Annotated in this window: 15 protein-coding genes; 3 read left to right on the top strand and 12 right to left on the bottom strand. The window is 54.0% G+C overall.

What is annotated here, in order from left to right:
* Nucleotides 1–2 precede the first annotated feature (2 nt).
* Entirely contained in the window at nt 3–1,250 is a 1,248-nt protein-coding gene (locus CAFE_RS03345) for a [Fe-Fe] hydrogenase large subunit C-terminal domain-containing protein (protein WP_066649293.1), read from the bottom strand.
* A 210-nt stretch (nt 1,251–1,460) separates the two neighbouring features.
* On the opposite strand from CAFE_RS03345, the gene CAFE_RS03340 reads away from it, so the two are divergent.
* From CAFE_RS03340 to CAFE_RS03330, 3 genes are read left to right on the top strand one after another with little or no spacing between them, the layout of a single operon-like run.
* The gene (locus tag CAFE_RS03340) at nt 1,461–2,180 is read left to right on the top strand and encodes an ABC transporter ATP-binding protein (protein WP_066649296.1); all 720 of its coding nucleotides are present in this window, start codon (nt 1,461–1,463) and stop codon (nt 2,178–2,180) included.
* Nucleotides 2,177–4,048 carry a COG1361 S-layer family protein gene (locus CAFE_RS03335; RefSeq protein ID WP_066649299.1) on the top strand — a complete coding sequence of 624 codons (1,872 nt, stop codon included), beginning with the start codon at nt 2,177–2,179 and terminating at the stop codon, nt 4,046–4,048. Before CAFE_RS03340 ends, CAFE_RS03335 begins: the two co-directional genes overlap by 4 nt.
* Before the next feature lies 1 nt (nt 4,049).
* Nucleotides 4,050–5,384 (top strand): ABC transporter permease, encoded by a 1,335-nt coding sequence (locus tag CAFE_RS03330; protein ID WP_066649302.1) that lies wholly within the window; start codon nt 4,050–4,052, stop codon nt 5,382–5,384.
* A 74-nt stretch (nt 5,385–5,458) separates the two neighbouring features.
* Here CAFE_RS03330 and CAFE_RS03325 read toward each other — a convergent pair whose 3' ends face one another.
* From CAFE_RS03325 to CAFE_RS03275, 11 genes are all read right to left on the bottom strand, one after another.
* Nucleotides 5,459–6,346 carry a fructose bisphosphate aldolase gene (locus tag CAFE_RS03325; RefSeq protein WP_066649305.1) on the bottom strand — a complete coding sequence of 296 codons (888 nt, stop codon included), beginning with the start codon at nt 6,344–6,346 and terminating at the stop codon, nt 5,459–5,461.
* Between the two features lie 163 nt (nt 6,347–6,509).
* Entirely contained in the window at nt 6,510–7,322 is an 813-nt protein-coding gene (gene ku, locus CAFE_RS03320) for a non-homologous end joining protein Ku (RefSeq protein WP_156989771.1), read from the bottom strand.
* A 90-nt stretch (nt 7,323–7,412) separates the two neighbouring features.
* Nucleotides 7,413–7,757 (bottom strand): four-helix bundle copper-binding protein, encoded by a 345-nt coding sequence (locus CAFE_RS03315; RefSeq protein ID WP_066649311.1) that lies wholly within the window; start codon nt 7,755–7,757, stop codon nt 7,413–7,415.
* 53 nt (nt 7,758–7,810) lie between these two features.
* A complete protein-coding gene (locus CAFE_RS03310; protein WP_066649315.1) occupies nt 7,811–8,269 on the bottom strand; it encodes a YgaP family membrane protein in 459 nt (152 codons plus the stop codon).
* A gap of 16 nt (nt 8,270–8,285) precedes the next feature.
* The gene (locus CAFE_RS03305) at nt 8,286–8,978 is read right to left on the bottom strand and encodes a DUF421 domain-containing protein (RefSeq protein WP_066649317.1); all 693 of its coding nucleotides are present in this window, start codon (nt 8,976–8,978) and stop codon (nt 8,286–8,288) included.
* A 9-nt stretch (nt 8,979–8,987) separates the two neighbouring features.
* A complete protein-coding gene (locus tag CAFE_RS03300; RefSeq protein WP_156989770.1) occupies nt 8,988–9,359 on the bottom strand; it encodes a DUF4363 family protein in 372 nt (123 codons plus the stop codon).
* A gap of 11 nt (nt 9,360–9,370) precedes the next feature.
* Entirely contained in the window at nt 9,371–10,087 is a 717-nt protein-coding gene (locus CAFE_RS03295; RefSeq protein ID WP_156989769.1) for a DUF421 domain-containing protein, read from the bottom strand.
* Nucleotides 10,088–10,235: 148 nt separating this feature from the next.
* Nucleotides 10,236–11,978, bottom strand: a complete 1,743-nt coding sequence (gene ptsP, locus CAFE_RS03290; protein WP_156989768.1) for a phosphoenolpyruvate--protein phosphotransferase — start codon at nt 11,976–11,978, stop codon at nt 10,236–10,238.
* Nucleotides 11,979–11,999: 21 nt separating this feature from the next.
* Nucleotides 12,000–12,266, bottom strand: coding sequence for an HPr family phosphocarrier protein (locus tag CAFE_RS03285; RefSeq protein ID WP_156989767.1), 267 nt, complete (start codon nt 12,264–12,266; stop codon nt 12,000–12,002).
* Between the two features lie 37 nt (nt 12,267–12,303).
* Nucleotides 12,304–13,485, bottom strand: a complete 1,182-nt coding sequence (locus tag CAFE_RS03280; protein WP_156989766.1) for a mannitol-1-phosphate 5-dehydrogenase — start codon at nt 13,483–13,485, stop codon at nt 12,304–12,306.
* Complete coding sequence (locus CAFE_RS03275; protein WP_066649329.1) at nt 13,485–13,925, bottom strand: PTS sugar transporter subunit IIA; 441 nt, start codon at nt 13,923–13,925, stop codon at nt 13,485–13,487. Before CAFE_RS03275 ends, CAFE_RS03280 begins: the two co-directional genes overlap by 1 nt.
* Nucleotides 13,926–13,927 lie beyond the last annotated feature (2 nt).

Below are 13,927 nucleotides of genomic sequence, written 5' to 3'. Positions count from 1 at the left end.
TGCTAGAAATCGCGCGTGAAAATATCGCTGTGCTCCAAAAGGCTCTCCACCGTGTCGAATCCAAGCCGGTGCAGCAGTTCGATGACAAAGGGATTGTCGATCGGCGTCGGGTACGACGCCTCGTCCCCATAGCGGTAGACGTTCCTGCGTCCCTCCTCCGCCGGAATCAGTGCCTTCGGCCCGCCGACGCATCCGCCGACGCACCCCATGCCCTCGATGAAATTCGCCGTGATTTTTCCTTCCAGAACGTCGCCGAGCATTTTTTTGCAGCCCGGCACTCCGTCCGCCTGCGCGGCGCGCACCGTGATTTTCCGGTCGGGGTTCAGCCGCTTCACGGTCTTCTGAACCGCCTCGCTCACGCCGCCCGTGCTCGCGTAAATCCTACCCGCCCGGGAAGAGTGGTCGCGCTCGTCCTCCGGCATTTCCGCGGGGTCGATTCCGGCAAAATCGAAGATGTCCCGCATCTCCTGAAAAGTGAGAACATGGTCGGTCGAATCCGCCACATCCTTTTCGCGCGCCTCGGCCTTTTTGGCGAGGCACGGGCCGATAAAGACGGTCAGCGCCTGCGGATACAGCGCTTTGATCGACCGGCCGCAGGCGACCATGGGGGAAACGGACCCCGGAACATGCGGAATCAGCTCGTGATAGACCCGGCGGATCATCGCGATCCACATGGGGCAGCAGCAGCTGGTCAGCTGATAATCCTCTTCTTTCAGAATATTGCGGTCGAATTCGAGCGCCTCCTTGAGCGTCAGGATATCCGCAAACAGCGCGACCTCCACCATCCCGGCGAAACCGATGCGCTTAAAGGCCGTGCGAAGCTTGCCCGGCGTGACCCTGCCGCTGAACTGGTTGATAAACGCCGGGGCAATCATCGCGTAGACCGGCGCGCCGGAGTGATGAATTGCTTCCAGAGCGGGCAGAATATCGCGGCTTTCCGTCAGCTTATGCGCCTTGCAGGCTTCCACGCAATCCTCGCATCCAACGCAAAGCTCTTTGTTTACCGTCAGGTTCCCCTTCTCGTCCCGGTACAGCGCATCGAACAGGCATTTTCCCGCACAGGCCGCGCGGTCGTTTTCCGAGCAGGCGCAGTCCCCGATGCGGATCACCGGCGGATGACGCTCCGGGTTCAACAGGCAGTCCAGCTGGTGCGGATCGTATTTTTCCCGCCGAACCTGCTCCAGCTCCTCCGGCAGCCTGTCCTGAACGGAGGCCCTGACCAGCCTTTTGTACAACTCGTCAAATGTCATCGGAATCGCCCTCTTTCCTTGCTTCCCTGATATAATTCCCTTTTTGTTCGCTTTTAGCAGATATGCCGAAAATTCCTGCTTTGGTTCAGACCGATCCGGCCGGAAAAAGATTGTTACAACTTTGTTTATTGAAAAATATAAAGAATTAGAATACAATGAGAATTGTTATATTTTGGGAGAAATGCGGACTCGGTCCGAAGGGGGAATTCTATGGACATGATCAGCATCCGCGACATCCGGAAGGTGTATCATATCGGCACGGAAAAAGTCGTCGCGCTGGGCCGAATCAGTTTAAGCGTCGCGCAGGGGGAAATCTGCTGTATTCTGGGGACCTCCGGTTCCGGAAAATCCACGCTGCTGAACGTCATGGCCGGTCTGGAACGGCCGTCGCGCGGCAGCGTGATCATCGGCGGCACGGACGTTACCAAGTACTCTGAAAAGCAGTGGGCTCTGTTCCGCCAGAAAAACATCGGCTTTATTTTTCAGTCCTACAATCTGCTGCCGACCATGACCGCCGTTGAAAACGTCGCGCTGCCCCTCGCGTTCCGAGGGGTCGCAAAAGAGCTCAGAACCGGGAAGGCGGTCAAAATGCTTCGCGCGGTGCGGCTCGGGGACCGGCTGCTTCACCGGCCGACCCAGATGAGCGGCGGCCAACAGCAGCGCGTGGGCATCGCGCGCGCCTTTGTCGCAAGACCGAAGCTGATTTTCGCCGACGAGCCGACCGGGAATCTGGACAGCAAAACCGGGCAGGAGGTCATGGACCTGATGGTCGCGATGGCACGGAAATACGGCGAAACCCTGATCATCGTGACGCACGACCCGGAAATTGCAAAATACGCCGAGCGCATCATCACCATCCACGACGGATGCAAGGTCTCGGACGAAAGCAATCCCGCAGCAGCGGGGAAAAAGGAGGAACCTGAATCATGAGAAAGAAAAAAGGAAGGGCGGCGGCGCTGCTGCTGTCTGCGGCGCTGTCGCTTTCGGCTGTGCTAGTGACACCGGCGCCGACAGCCGCAGTCACAACGGCGGATAAAGTACCGGACCCGCGTGTTTCTTCCGCGACGGTGACGCCGGCTGCGCCGGGAGTCGGCAGCCCGTTTGGGGTTGACTTAACATTCTCGCAAAACGTAGAAAATTTTGATTATGATACTAATTCCGACGAATTTGACTGTATAAAAATAGATGTGTCGGAAGCAAGTAATTCTATTTCGGTCAGTCATAAAACATATTTTGCGGAAAATCTCTCAACAGACCCTGGAGAAAGCAATAATATTGTACTATCATATGATTTACATATGCAACAAAAAGATTTAAAGCGAATCGGAAGCGGTTATGGCGTTTTGAAATTTACCATTACGTATTATAGTAAATACGAAGAAGATAACAAAGTGATTGCCCAGTCAAAAGACTACCACGACTTAAAATTCACCGCCGAATACCTGGTATTCAGTAAGCTGGACTCCAGTTCGGAAACGGAAAACGACGGGCGCCTGACGGTCAGCTCCTACAAGCTGGACCACACGCCGGTGAAGGAGGGCGAAAAATTCAGCCTCACCCTGACCGTGAAAAACTCGAGCAGCCTGGCCTGCACCCATGCGGTTTCCGTTCTGGACCTCTCCGGCGCGGAGGGCGTCAGCATCAGCGGCGAAACCGACACCAAAACGCTCGGGAACCTGAACGCCGGTGCGACGACGACCGTCACCTATCCGCTCAAGTGCCTTTCCAAAATGACGACCGGGAGCTACCCCGTGGCCGTCTCGCTTTCCGCAGACGACGTGACCGCGGCCTCCTCCAAAATCTATCTCCCGATCACGGGCACCAAGGCCGGGAAGGACGACACCGGCGAGGTCGGCGACAGCAAGCCGCAGCTGATCATCGAAAGCTACGATTTCGGCGGGCAAGCCGTGACCGGCGGGCAGGAATTCAGCCTGGTCATGAACGTGCGGAACACCGGCTCCGTCCCCATCGACAACTGCAAGATGACCGTCGGCTCCGACACGGGGGATTCGGATTCCGATAAAGCGACGACCGTCGGGAGCGTCTTTACGCCGTCGCAGTCGTCAAATACGTTCTTTATTCCCTCCCTCGGCTCGAACGCCAGCGTAAAAAAAGAAATCGCGCTGCTGCCGAAAGCCGACGCCGCCCCGAATTCCTACGGGGTGATCGTCAATTTCAGCTACGACGCGGTGGTCGACGGGAAACGGCAAACCCTGACCTCCGAGGAGACCATTACCATTCCGCTCGCGCAGCCCATCCGCTTTGAAGTCGGCGACCCCGTTCTGAGCAATCCGTTTTATATGGGCGAAGCCGGGCAGATCAGCATCGATTACGTCAACAAGGGGAAAAGCAAGGTCTACAACGTATCCGTCGAATTGAAAGGGAATTTCGACACGGAAGAAAGCAGCCAGTACATCGGCAATCTGGATTCCGGCGCAAGCGATTCCTTTCAGGCGAACCTGACGCCGCAGAAGGAAGGCTCTTTATCCGGAACGGCCACGTTCAGTTATGAGGACGCCTCCGGAAAGGTTCTGACGGTTGCCAAGGATTTTTCCTGCGACGTTCAGGCCGCGGAGGCGCCGACGATGGGCGGGGCGGACGGCCTCAACCCGGACGGCACGCCGGGGGCGAATCCGGAAAAAACCGGACCGGGCTGGAAACTGTGGGCCGGCATTGCGGCCGGCGCGGCGGTCGTCGCCGCGGGCATCGTATTTTTCCTGAAAAAGCGGAAAGCCAAAAAAATGCGTCTGCTGGAAGAAGCGGAAGATTACGACGACACGCCCGGCGGGGGAATATGACATGAAGTTCCGCGACATGATTGCAATGTCCCTTTCCAACCTGTTTCACCGCCGCGTCCGCACGGTGCTGACCGTCATGGGCGTCGTCATCGGCACCTGCGCCATCATCGTCATGCTTTCGCTCGGATTCGGGATGCGGCAGAGCATGGAGGACATGATGAAAAGCATGGGCGACCTGACCGTCGTCACCGTTTACGGCGGCGGAGGTTCCAGGGGGTCCGGCAATCTGGACGACAAAGCGCTGAAAAACATGCAGAAGCTTCCGAATGTGACCGCGATCACGCCGGTCTATTATCTGGACCCGTCCTGCGTAACCGTCAGCTGCCGGAAATATCAGTTCAGCGCGATGGTCTACGGCGTTGCGATGGACACGCTGAAAACGTTCGGTTTTCAGGCGGAAAGCGGAAATCTGCCCGGCTCCGACTTTAAAAAGACGGACATTCTGTTCGGCAGCGAATCCGGATACGATTTTATGGACCCCAAACGGCAAAATGACGGCATGATGGACCGCACGCCGGACAAAAACGGAAACATGCCGAAACCGTTCGTGGATTTGGAAAAGGATAAATTCACGCTCAGCGTCAATCTTCCGGAGGATTCCACGGCGAGAAAAAAAGACGTCAAACTCAATGTGCTCGGCGTTCTGGCACAGGATTACAGCAAAAACCCGAACCCGAGCGACTGCATCTTTATGGATATTGACTACGCCAAGGAGCTCAAGGCAAAATACAACAAACTGAACAACGTGAAAAGCAGCGAGTCCCAGGATTCCTACAGCCAGATCGTCATCAAAATGGACTCCATCGAAGCCGTGCCGGACGCCGTGCAGCAGATTACGGACCTGGGGTACCAGTCCTACAGCATGGAAAGCCAGCGCGACGCAATGGAAAAACAGCTGCGCACCATTCAGATGATACTGGGCGGACTGGGAGCCATTTCCCTCTTGGTCGCGGCGCTCGGCATCACCAATACCATGGTCATGTCGATTTACGAACGCACGCGTGAAATCGGAATTATGAAAGTTCTGGGCTGCATCGTGTGGAATATCCGCGCCATGTTTCTGGTGGAAGCGGGAACCATCGGTTTTCTCGGCGGCGCGGCGGGAATCGGAATCAGCTATGGTATTTCGGCGCTTTTAAACTCTTTGGCGGCAAAAGCGGCAACGTCCGGGCAGGAGGGAGGTATTTTCGGCATGGGCGGCAATATTTCGATCATACCGCTCTGGCTGGTGTTCGCTTCCCTTGTTTTTTCCACAATGGTCGGCCTCATTTCGGGCATTCTGCCCGCGAACCGCGCAATGAAAATCAGCGCGCTGACCGCGATCAAGCAGGAATAAACGCAAAATAACCGAAAAAGCAGGAGCCCGCGCAAACTGCGCGGACTCCTGCCTTTTTCACGCGTGAGGCAAGTTCAGGTGACGGACGCCCGATAGATCGCGCGGACGGATTCGGAGAGCGTCTGGTCGAATTCTTTGTCCGACTGCCCCGCCGAAAGCCCCTGCGCGAGCGCGCGCGAAAAGCTTGCGATCAGGCCGTGGTTGCGCGCCAGTTTTTCATCCGCTTCTTCCTGCGAATAACCGCCGGACAGCGCGACCACGCGAACCACATGCGGATCTTCCATCAAATCAAGGTAAAAGTCGTCCTTCGTCGGGATGGACAGCTTCAGCATCACGCGGGTATCCGGCGAAAGCCGGAAAAGCTGTTTCTTAATTTCATCCTTCAAAAGCTTCTCCGCTTCTTCTTTTTCCCCGCTGTGAATATCGACCTCCGGTTCGACAATCGGAACCAGGCCCGCCGCCGCGATCCGCCGCGCAAGGGTAAACTGCTGCTCCACCACGGCGCGGATTCCTTCTTTGTCCGCAAGCCAGATCACCGAGCGCATTTTTGTGCCGAATATGTTCTTTTGAACGGCTTTTTGCAGCAGCTGGTCCAGGCCGGGCATCGGCTTCATCAGTTGAACGCCGTTTTCCTTCTGCGCAAGTCCCTTGTCCACCTTCAAAAACGGTACGATCCCCTTGCTGTTCCAGAGGTAGTCAGCGGTATAGGAACCGTCGATTTTACGTTCCATCGTATTTTCAAACAGAATGGCTCCCAGAATATAGTCCGAACAAAACGCGGGGCTTTTAACGATTCGGGTCCTCATTTCATGCACCAGACGAAACATTTCCTCATCGTTCGAATACGCGTCCGCCCCGATGCCGTAAGCCAGAAGCGCCTTCGGCGTGCTTCCGCCGCTCTGGTCCAGCGCGGCGATAAAACCCTTTCCGTGTTCCATGCGTTCCATTTGTTCCTGATTCATAAAAATGCCTCCATTCCTTGGTTCGGTCAGGGGCTCAATATCAAATTGGCCCGCCGGTAAAAAACGGTAGTCGGATGATTGAAACATTTTCCAGCATCATTATATTCTTTTTCCATTCCAATTTCAATAACTTTTCCTGTTTTTGCCGCAAAGGAGCCGCATTTTACGCGCCTTTTTCCTTTTTGGAGTTTTTCCTGCCTTTTGGCGCCGCCTTATCCTTGTTCTGGTCCAGGCTGGCTTTCAGCGCCTCCATCAGATCGATGACATTGCCGCCCTCCTTTTCCTCTTTGGCGGCGACGATCTCCTGCCCGCCGATCTTTTTTTCGATCAGCTCCTTCAGCTTGACCTGATATTCGTCGTGATACTCCGACGGCTGAAAGGGCGTGTCCATGGTATCGATCAGGGCCTGCGCCATTTTCAGCTCCTGCTCCGCCACCTGAGGGCGATTGTAGCTTTTCGACAGCGCTTTGACCTCATCCTCATAAAACATGGTTGAAATCAGCATCCCGTCCTCCCGCGGGATCATTGCCATCAGCGTGTCCCGCGTGCCGAAAACGGCTTTTCCAATCGCGATTTTCTGCTCGTCCATCAGCGCCCGGCGAAGCAGCTCGAACGCCTTTTCGCCGCCCGGCTGCGGGATAATCTGATAGGTTTTATCGTAATAAACGGGAGAAATCTGGTTCAGCTGTGCAAAGTGAAGAATCTGAATCGACTTTTCCTTTTCCGTCTTGATTTTTTCGATCTCCTCGTCCGTCACGACCACATAGTGGTCCTTGTCGTACTCGTAGCCCTTGACAATGTCCCCCGGCCCGATCTCCTTTCCGCAGTGCGCACAGGTTTTTTTGTATCGGATGCGGGAATTGTCCTCCTTATGCAGCTGGTTAAAATGAATATCGTTGTCCTGCGTCGCCGTATACATGGCAATCGGGATGGCAACAAGGCCGAAGGAAATCACGGATTTATGAGCAACCGCCATAAAAATATCGCCTCTGTTCGAGTTTTTCTTTAGTATGGCTCAAACAGAGGCTGATTATTTCATTTTTTGCTTGCCGTCGGGTCCCCCCGATTACTGTGCCATCGCGGAGCATTCGTTCGCGCAGCTTTTGCACTCGTCGGCGCATTTGACGCAGTGGTCGTCTTTAAACATGGCGCAATCCGCCGAGCATTTGTTGCAGACCGTCGCGCAAAGATTGCAGAAAGCCTTCGCGTACTGCGCGTCGAAAGACATAAAGCAGGCGGCGTCCCTGCAGTACCTGGCACATTCAATCAGCGTCGCGATGCAGTTTTTCCTCGCCTGCACGTCCGGTTCGTTCAGGCACAGCTTGAGACACTCTTCGCAGGCCTGCGCGCACCGGTTGCACTGGTCGATACATTTCTGATACTTGTCGGTCGCAGTCGATACGATTCCCATAAAAACACCTCTTTTCCGTTATGATATATTTGATCAATGCCCCGGCGGAAACCCTAATCTTTTTCCATCAGCTGGAGCATTTCATCCATGTTGGCGGGCTGAGCGGAAAAATCCCCGCGCAGCATTTTAACCGCGAATTTTTCATTGCTGATTTCTTCCGGCGTTCTGATTCCAAACCGCCTGATGACGGGCAGCGGAGGGCACCATCCCATAAGCGCGTGCATGAGAAGGAAAAAGCCCGCGCAACCTGTCAATGCGAAACAGGCGCAGTTCTTCTTCTGATAACCGCCGATCGACGCCATCAGCACAATGGAGGCCGCATGAGCCTCCAGAAACCGCTCGGTGTTCCACTCTTCCTCCAGTTTGCGGATTCTGGCGGTAAAGGCGGGCTCGCCGCACCCCTGAATCGCGTTCAGACCGTCGACGGTCTGCGCCCGGATCTCCTGATTGACCTGACTTGCAGTATGGTAAGCCACTCTTTTCGCGGTCGGCGGGAAAATACATTTTTTCATATTCCCAAATTCCTTTCTAAACGATTTTCGGGGAATCGTCGCTCTCATTCTCTCTGAAGACGGATAAATTCCCCTGGCTGTCCAGCTCTGCCAGCAATACATCCTTTTCCTCCGGGAAACCCGCGGAGGCAAGCTGGTCCATGAGCCAGCCGCGGTCCAGCTTTGCATAGACGAGATTTTCCTGAATCACCTTTCCATCGACGAGCAGGGGCAGCGAAAGTCCTTCATAGGGAGTTGAAATCCGGATGTCCTTCGGTTTGACGGGCCTTTCCTGCGATTTTGGAATGACAGACAGATTTCCGTTCGGCTCAATGATGGCAAACTCCACATCGGACAGTTTGGAGTATCCCTTCAGCCTCAACAGCGAAAGCAGAAACGGAACATTCATCTGATTCTTCTTCAGCTCGCTTTTGATCAGGGAGCCATTTGCGACCACAATGCTCGGTTTGGAATCCACATTGTAGAATTTATCTTTGAGGGATAATTTTCCGATCAGCAGTGTCGCGACGGCCAGCGTCACGACCCCGATTGCGGCATTTGAGGCGATTTTATAAACCAAAGGCTCCGCCGCCACCGTCGACAGCAAAAGAATGCCAGAAAGCTCGTACCCGGTCATCTGCGCGATGGACTTTTTCCCGATGATCCGAATGCCGAGCCAGGTAACCAAAAGCTGAAGGACGCAGCGAATCACATAAACCAAAGTACTCATGGGCGCTCCTTATGGCAGGGGGACAGGTTTCGTACAGTTGTCAAGCAGGGACTTAATGTTTCTTGAATAGAGGTCTGTCTCATAGGCTTTTCTGCTGAGAACGGCGGCCTTCAAATTTTCAACATCGCGATTCAGGGTTGAAAAACTCTGATCCGCGTTGTTAAACTGAACATAGTATTCCGCCCCGTTCCAGAAGTTCTCAAAACGGTTCAAGGCGTCGGCGGCGGACTGCCAGTCCTCCCCCTGCGCGGATTTGGAAACGGTGTCTAAAACTTCGGCGTACCGGCTGCCTGTGAAGCGCAGATTTAAAATCGTGAAATACAAGAGGAAGATGGTAAGGACTCCCCAAAAGAGAATCCGGGTAATGGCTTTGTTGCTCATGAAAATCCCCCCTACTCAATTCCATGCTGCCCCGGCTGTTCTTTCCCTTTCATACCTTTCGAAACATACAGACTTCCGGAAGAATCCAGAGCGGCGAAAAATACTTCTCCCAAATTGCTGATTCCCTGTTTTTTCAATTCCTCGTACAGCCATTCCTTCGTAAGATTGGTTGCTTCGAGATTTTCACTCAGCAGGACTCCGTCGATCACGATGTCTCTGGTCAGCCCCTTTTCGGGCGGATGCAGCTGCAGTTGTGACGGGGTCACCGGCTTTTTTCCGCTCTTTAACTGAACCGACAGCTTCCCGTCATTCTCCAGCACGGCGTTATTTACGTCCGCGATATTGAACGCATTCTTTTCCCTGAGCAGAGAGGTAAGATCATTCAGCGTGATTCTTGACTTTTTCAGATTCGGCTCAACAATTTGGCCGTTCTCAATCAGCACCAGCGGTTCGGAATTAACCGCTTTCCTGAATTTCATGCTTTTTAAATGCAGATAGCCTGTCAGAATCGTCAGCCCTGCGAGGGTAAACAGCATAACAATTGCCGTGCCCATGGAATCGTTTCCGGTCAGGCCGATTTCAGTTGTTACGGAGCCCAGCGTAATTCCAACGCAGAAATCAAAAAAGGTCATCTGTGAAATAGCTTTTTTCCCCATCAGCCTTGTGACCAACATCAAAAGCAAAAAAGCCGCGACTGAGCGGAGAAACGCTTCAAGAATTCCGATCACGTTGAAACATCCTTTAAATGATTTGGCGGTCCACTTTTCTATTTTCCTGCTTTGAACGGAATTTATACATCGTCATGCCGGCTTCGAATGATTTTCAGACATTGAAAAAGGGGCGTCTTCCCCGAAAAGAAGACGCCCCTTTTGTTCTTTAGATTTCTTTTATCTCCGTTTCGAAATACTCCTGTAAAAGAGATCGAACCTCTGTCGCGTTCCGGCAACGGTCCGATTTTTCGGCGAGCTCACGGCAGCTTCCGGTATCCAGCCTGCTCAGAATATATTTTGTCTGCGCCAGCGAACCGGCGGCCATGCTGAGTTCGGAAAGCCCAAGCCCGACGAGGAGAGGAACGGCAAGCGGATCCCCCGCCATTGCCCCGCACATTCCCATTGGAATTCCTGCAGAGGACGCTGCGTCGGCAGTCAAGCGGATCAGCCGTATGACGGCCGGGTCGAAATAATCGTAGAGATATGAAACCTTTTCGTTGCCGCGGTCGACGGCGAGGGTATACTGAACCAGGTCGTTCGTCCCGACGCTGAAAAAATCAGCCTCTTTGGCAAGCGCTGAGGCCATCAGAGCGGCGGACGGTATTTCCACCATCATTCCGATCCGGATGGATTCATCGAACGGCTCGCCCTTCCCCCGAAGCTGCTCCTTTGCTTCTTCCACCATGGTTTTGGCTGCGGCCAGCTCCTGCATGCCGGAAATCATCGGGAACATGACTGCCAGTCTGCCGAAGGCGGAAGCCCGTAAAATCGCCCTGAGCTGAGTCAGAAAGATTTCTTTCCGATCCAGACAATAGCGGATCGCACGATACCCCAGAAACGGATTGGTTTCTTTTTCGATCCCCAGATATTTGATCTCCTTATCTCCGCCGACATCCAGGGTTCGGACGATCACTTCCTTGGAGCCGAAGCATTCCGCCACTTTTCTGTATACTTCAAACTGTGCGTTTTCATCCGGAAGCGATTTTGTGGAAAGGTACACCTGCTCCGTGCGAAAGAGCCCGACGGCTTCCGCTCCCTTTTTCAGCGAATCCTCCGCGTCGGCCGCAGAGCCTATATTGGCGGCGGCGATGATTCTCGCTCCGTCTTTCGTCTGCGCGTTCCGAGACGCGAATCTGCCAAACAGCTCCGCTTTCCGGTGTTCTTCTTCCATTTTCGCAAGATACACTTTCCTGGTCTCAGGCTCAGGGGAAGCAACGCATACGCCCCGATTTCCGTCGAGAATAAGAGTTTCGCCGTCCGCCACTTCCTCCATGATTTCCGGCACGCCCACAACCGCCGGAATACCCAATGATCTTGCGAACACCGATGTATGAGAGGTTTTCCCTCCTTGCCGCGTGGCAAAAGCGAGGATCATTTCCCGGTTGAGCTGAACCGTATCGGATGGAGACAAGTCGTCCGCAATCAGAATCACGGGATGATCGATTTTAGACAGGCCGGAAGATTGCACTCCTGAAAGATAATTCAGAAGCCGTGTGCCGGCGTCTCGGACATCCGTGGCGCGCTCCTGCATATAGCGGTTGTTCATTCCCTCAAAAACGGCGGCATACCGGTCCGTGACCTCGCGAACCGCCTTTTCCGCCGAATACTGCCTGCCGAGGATCAGCTTTTTCATTTCCGGGCAATACGCGGGGTCCGCCAGAAACGTTTTCTGGCCCTTGATGACCGCGGCGTCTCCGCTGTCAAGCGTCTCGGAAGCGCGCGCGATCAGGCGATCGATTTCCTGTCCGGCCTGTTCGACGGCATGATCCAGGCGTTTGGCTTCCGCCTCCGTTTGCTCCTTTGATACGGTCCTGTTCGTGTCGGGTTCCGGTTCGCGCCGGTAAATAAAAGCGATTCCGCTGCGGATTCCGTCGGAGACACCGATTCCCTGATAAATTTTCTCAGCCATTTCATCACTCTCCGGTTAGCTTTATTCCCCGAAATTCGTGCGGAACAGTTCTTCCACAACCTCCATCGCTTCAAGCTCGTCGTTTCCGTTTATATCAATCCGGACAGTCTGACCGTCGTTCAGGCCAAGGCTCATCAGCCCCAAAAGGCTTTTGGCGTCCGCTTCCGTCCCGTCCTCTTTCTTCATCTTGACCTCGCTCTCAAACGGGGTCATCTTTTCCACCATCACCTGCGCGGGTCTGAGGTGAAATCCATACTGACTGTTAATCGTGAACTCTTTGCTCAGCATTGTATCCTCAATCCTTCCATATGGCGTTTTTCGGGTTTCATTGATACGGAAATCGGGAACATGAATCTTTCCCTGTGATCTGTCTGTATCTTTCCGCTATTCCCAGTACAAGTTTACCGCTTTTCTCCAGTCCCGTAAACCGTTGAACGGTATTTTCTATTCCGTTTTCCCTGATGCTTTTCTGAATTTCAACCGCCTTGGGGTCGTCTGCAAAATCGTAGGCAAAGCCGGACGCGATGGCGTAAAGAATCCCGCCGCATTCGACTCCGTGCTTTTCACACATCAGCAGCGGAGAAACCAGCCTGTCGTTGTTTGAAAGCTTCCGGACCGGGTCCCGGCCGACCCGGGTCAGTTCGTCCTTCAGATACGGGTTTTGGAACCTCGCGATCAGCTTTTCCGAATACTGCTTCAGATCGCTTTCTCCCATGCTGTATTCCAGGTGAAGAGCCCGCGCGGCCTCCGAGTGAAATTCCCGCGCGGCCGTCAGGATCTCGGGGTCCCGGATCGCCTCGTGTACAAACCGATACTGTTTTCGGTAGCCCGCGTAGGAAATCAGCGCATGGGCCCCGTTGAGCAGGAATATCTTGCGCTTTAAATACGGAGCAAGGTTTTCCACATAATTGACGCCCCGGATCTGGCTGTTGACCTTTACTTTTGCGCTTTCAACATCCCATTCGTAAAAATCTTCGACGGAGACGTCGATTGGAGATTCCTTTTGAACCGACGCGTTTGGAACGATCCTGTCGACCGCACAGTTCGGAAAGCCGACCTTTTTCCTCAGATAGTTCTGAAAGTCCTCCGCCGCGCCCTCCTCAACGGATTCCCTGAGAAGATCCGTGGCAAACAAGGCGTTTTCGCAGGCGATCACGTCCAGGGGCTGCTCCGGGTTCCGGCTCCGGCGTTCCTGGAGAGCGTCCCGAAGGACCTTGCCGGTGTCTTTCAAATGGTTCGCGCCGATCGACAGCGTAATCAGGTCGGCGTCTTCCACGGCTTTTTTCAGTCCGGAGTCATCCTGCAGGACAACCGCCCGGATTCCGCCGACGGTTTCCTCCCTTTTTTCGCCTCCGAGCGAAACGACCTTGTATGTGCCCAGACGGTTGAGATTGCCGACCAGTTCCGCAGAAATATCGACAAAGGTGAGGTCATACCCCGATTTGGAAAGAAGATAACCGATAAAACCCCTGCCGATATTGCCCGCGCCGAAGTGGACCGCTTTCATCACATGACACCTTCTTCTATGATGGAAAGAATCTCCCGCGCCGTTTCGGCAAACCGAAGCCGCTCCACGTTCCCCTTATCCTGAACGGTCAGCGCAATTTTGGTCAGGATCTCAAGATGTTCGTCGCCTTTGCCCGCGATTCCAATGACGATATAGGCCGTGTTTCCTTTGCCGAAATCCACGCCGTCCGGATACTGTACGATCACAAGACCCGTTTCCATAATCTCGTTTTTATATTCGTTGACTCCGTGTGGAATCGCAATTCCGTTGCCGATGTAGGTGGTAAACTTTTCTTCCCGTTCTTTCATTCCGTCAAGATACTTCGGGGTGACATAGCCGCTGTTAACCAGCATGCCGCCCACCCGTTCGATGGCTTCCCATTTAGTCTCCGGTTTTTGTTTTAAGATAATGTTCTGCGTGGTCAGAATCTCTTTTGCCATGC

Source organism: Caproicibacter fermentans (assembly GCF_009746625.1).
Lineage (GTDB): Bacteria > Bacillota > Clostridia > Oscillospirales > Acutalibacteraceae > Caproicibacter > Caproicibacter fermentans.
The sequence above is the reverse complement of the archived record's forward strand: the minus strand, read 5'-3'. Positions and strand labels throughout refer to the sequence as shown.

Bases quoted from the DNA above. Each gene is read 5' to 3' on its own strand.
- CAFE_RS03345 (WP_066649293.1), bottom strand. From the start codon at position 1,250: ATGACATTTGACGAGTTGTACAAAAGGCTGGTCAGGGCCTCCGTTCAG.
- CAFE_RS03340 (WP_066649296.1), top strand. From the start codon at position 1,461: ATGGACATGATCAGCATCCGCGACATCCGGAAGGTGTATCATATCGGC.
- CAFE_RS03335 (WP_066649299.1), top strand. From the start codon at position 2,177: ATGAGAAAGAAAAAAGGAAGGGCGGCGGCGCTGCTGCTGTCTGCGGCG.
- CAFE_RS03330 (WP_066649302.1), top strand. From the start codon at position 4,050: ATGAAGTTCCGCGACATGATTGCAATGTCCCTTTCCAACCTGTTTCAC.
- CAFE_RS03325 (WP_066649305.1), bottom strand. From the start codon at position 6,346: ATGAATCAGGAACAAATGGAACGCATGGAACACGGAAAGGGTTTTATC.
- ku (WP_156989771.1), bottom strand. From the start codon at position 7,322: ATGGCGGTTGCTCATAAATCCGTGATTTCCTTCGGCCTTGTTGCCATC.
- CAFE_RS03315 (WP_066649311.1), bottom strand. From the start codon at position 7,757: ATGGGAATCGTATCGACTGCGACCGACAAGTATCAGAAATGTATCGAC.
- CAFE_RS03310 (WP_066649315.1), bottom strand. From the start codon at position 8,269: ATGAAAAAATGTATTTTCCCGCCGACCGCGAAAAGAGTGGCTTACCAT.
- CAFE_RS03305 (WP_066649317.1), bottom strand. From the start codon at position 8,978: ATGAGTACTTTGGTTTATGTGATTCGCTGCGTCCTTCAGCTTTTGGTT.
- CAFE_RS03300 (WP_156989770.1), bottom strand. From the start codon at position 9,359: ATGAGCAACAAAGCCATTACCCGGATTCTCTTTTGGGGAGTCCTTACC.
- ptsP (WP_156989768.1), bottom strand. From the start codon at position 11,978: ATGGCTGAGAAAATTTATCAGGGAATCGGTGTCTCCGACGGAATCCGC.
- CAFE_RS03285 (WP_156989767.1), bottom strand. From the start codon at position 12,266: ATGCTGAGCAAAGAGTTCACGATTAACAGTCAGTATGGATTTCACCTC.
- CAFE_RS03280 (WP_156989766.1), bottom strand. From the start codon at position 13,485: ATGAAAGCGGTCCACTTCGGCGCGGGCAATATCGGCAGGGGTTTTATC.
- CAFE_RS03275 (WP_066649329.1), bottom strand. From the start codon at position 13,925: ATGGCAAAAGAGATTCTGACCACGCAGAACATTATCTTAAAACAAAAA.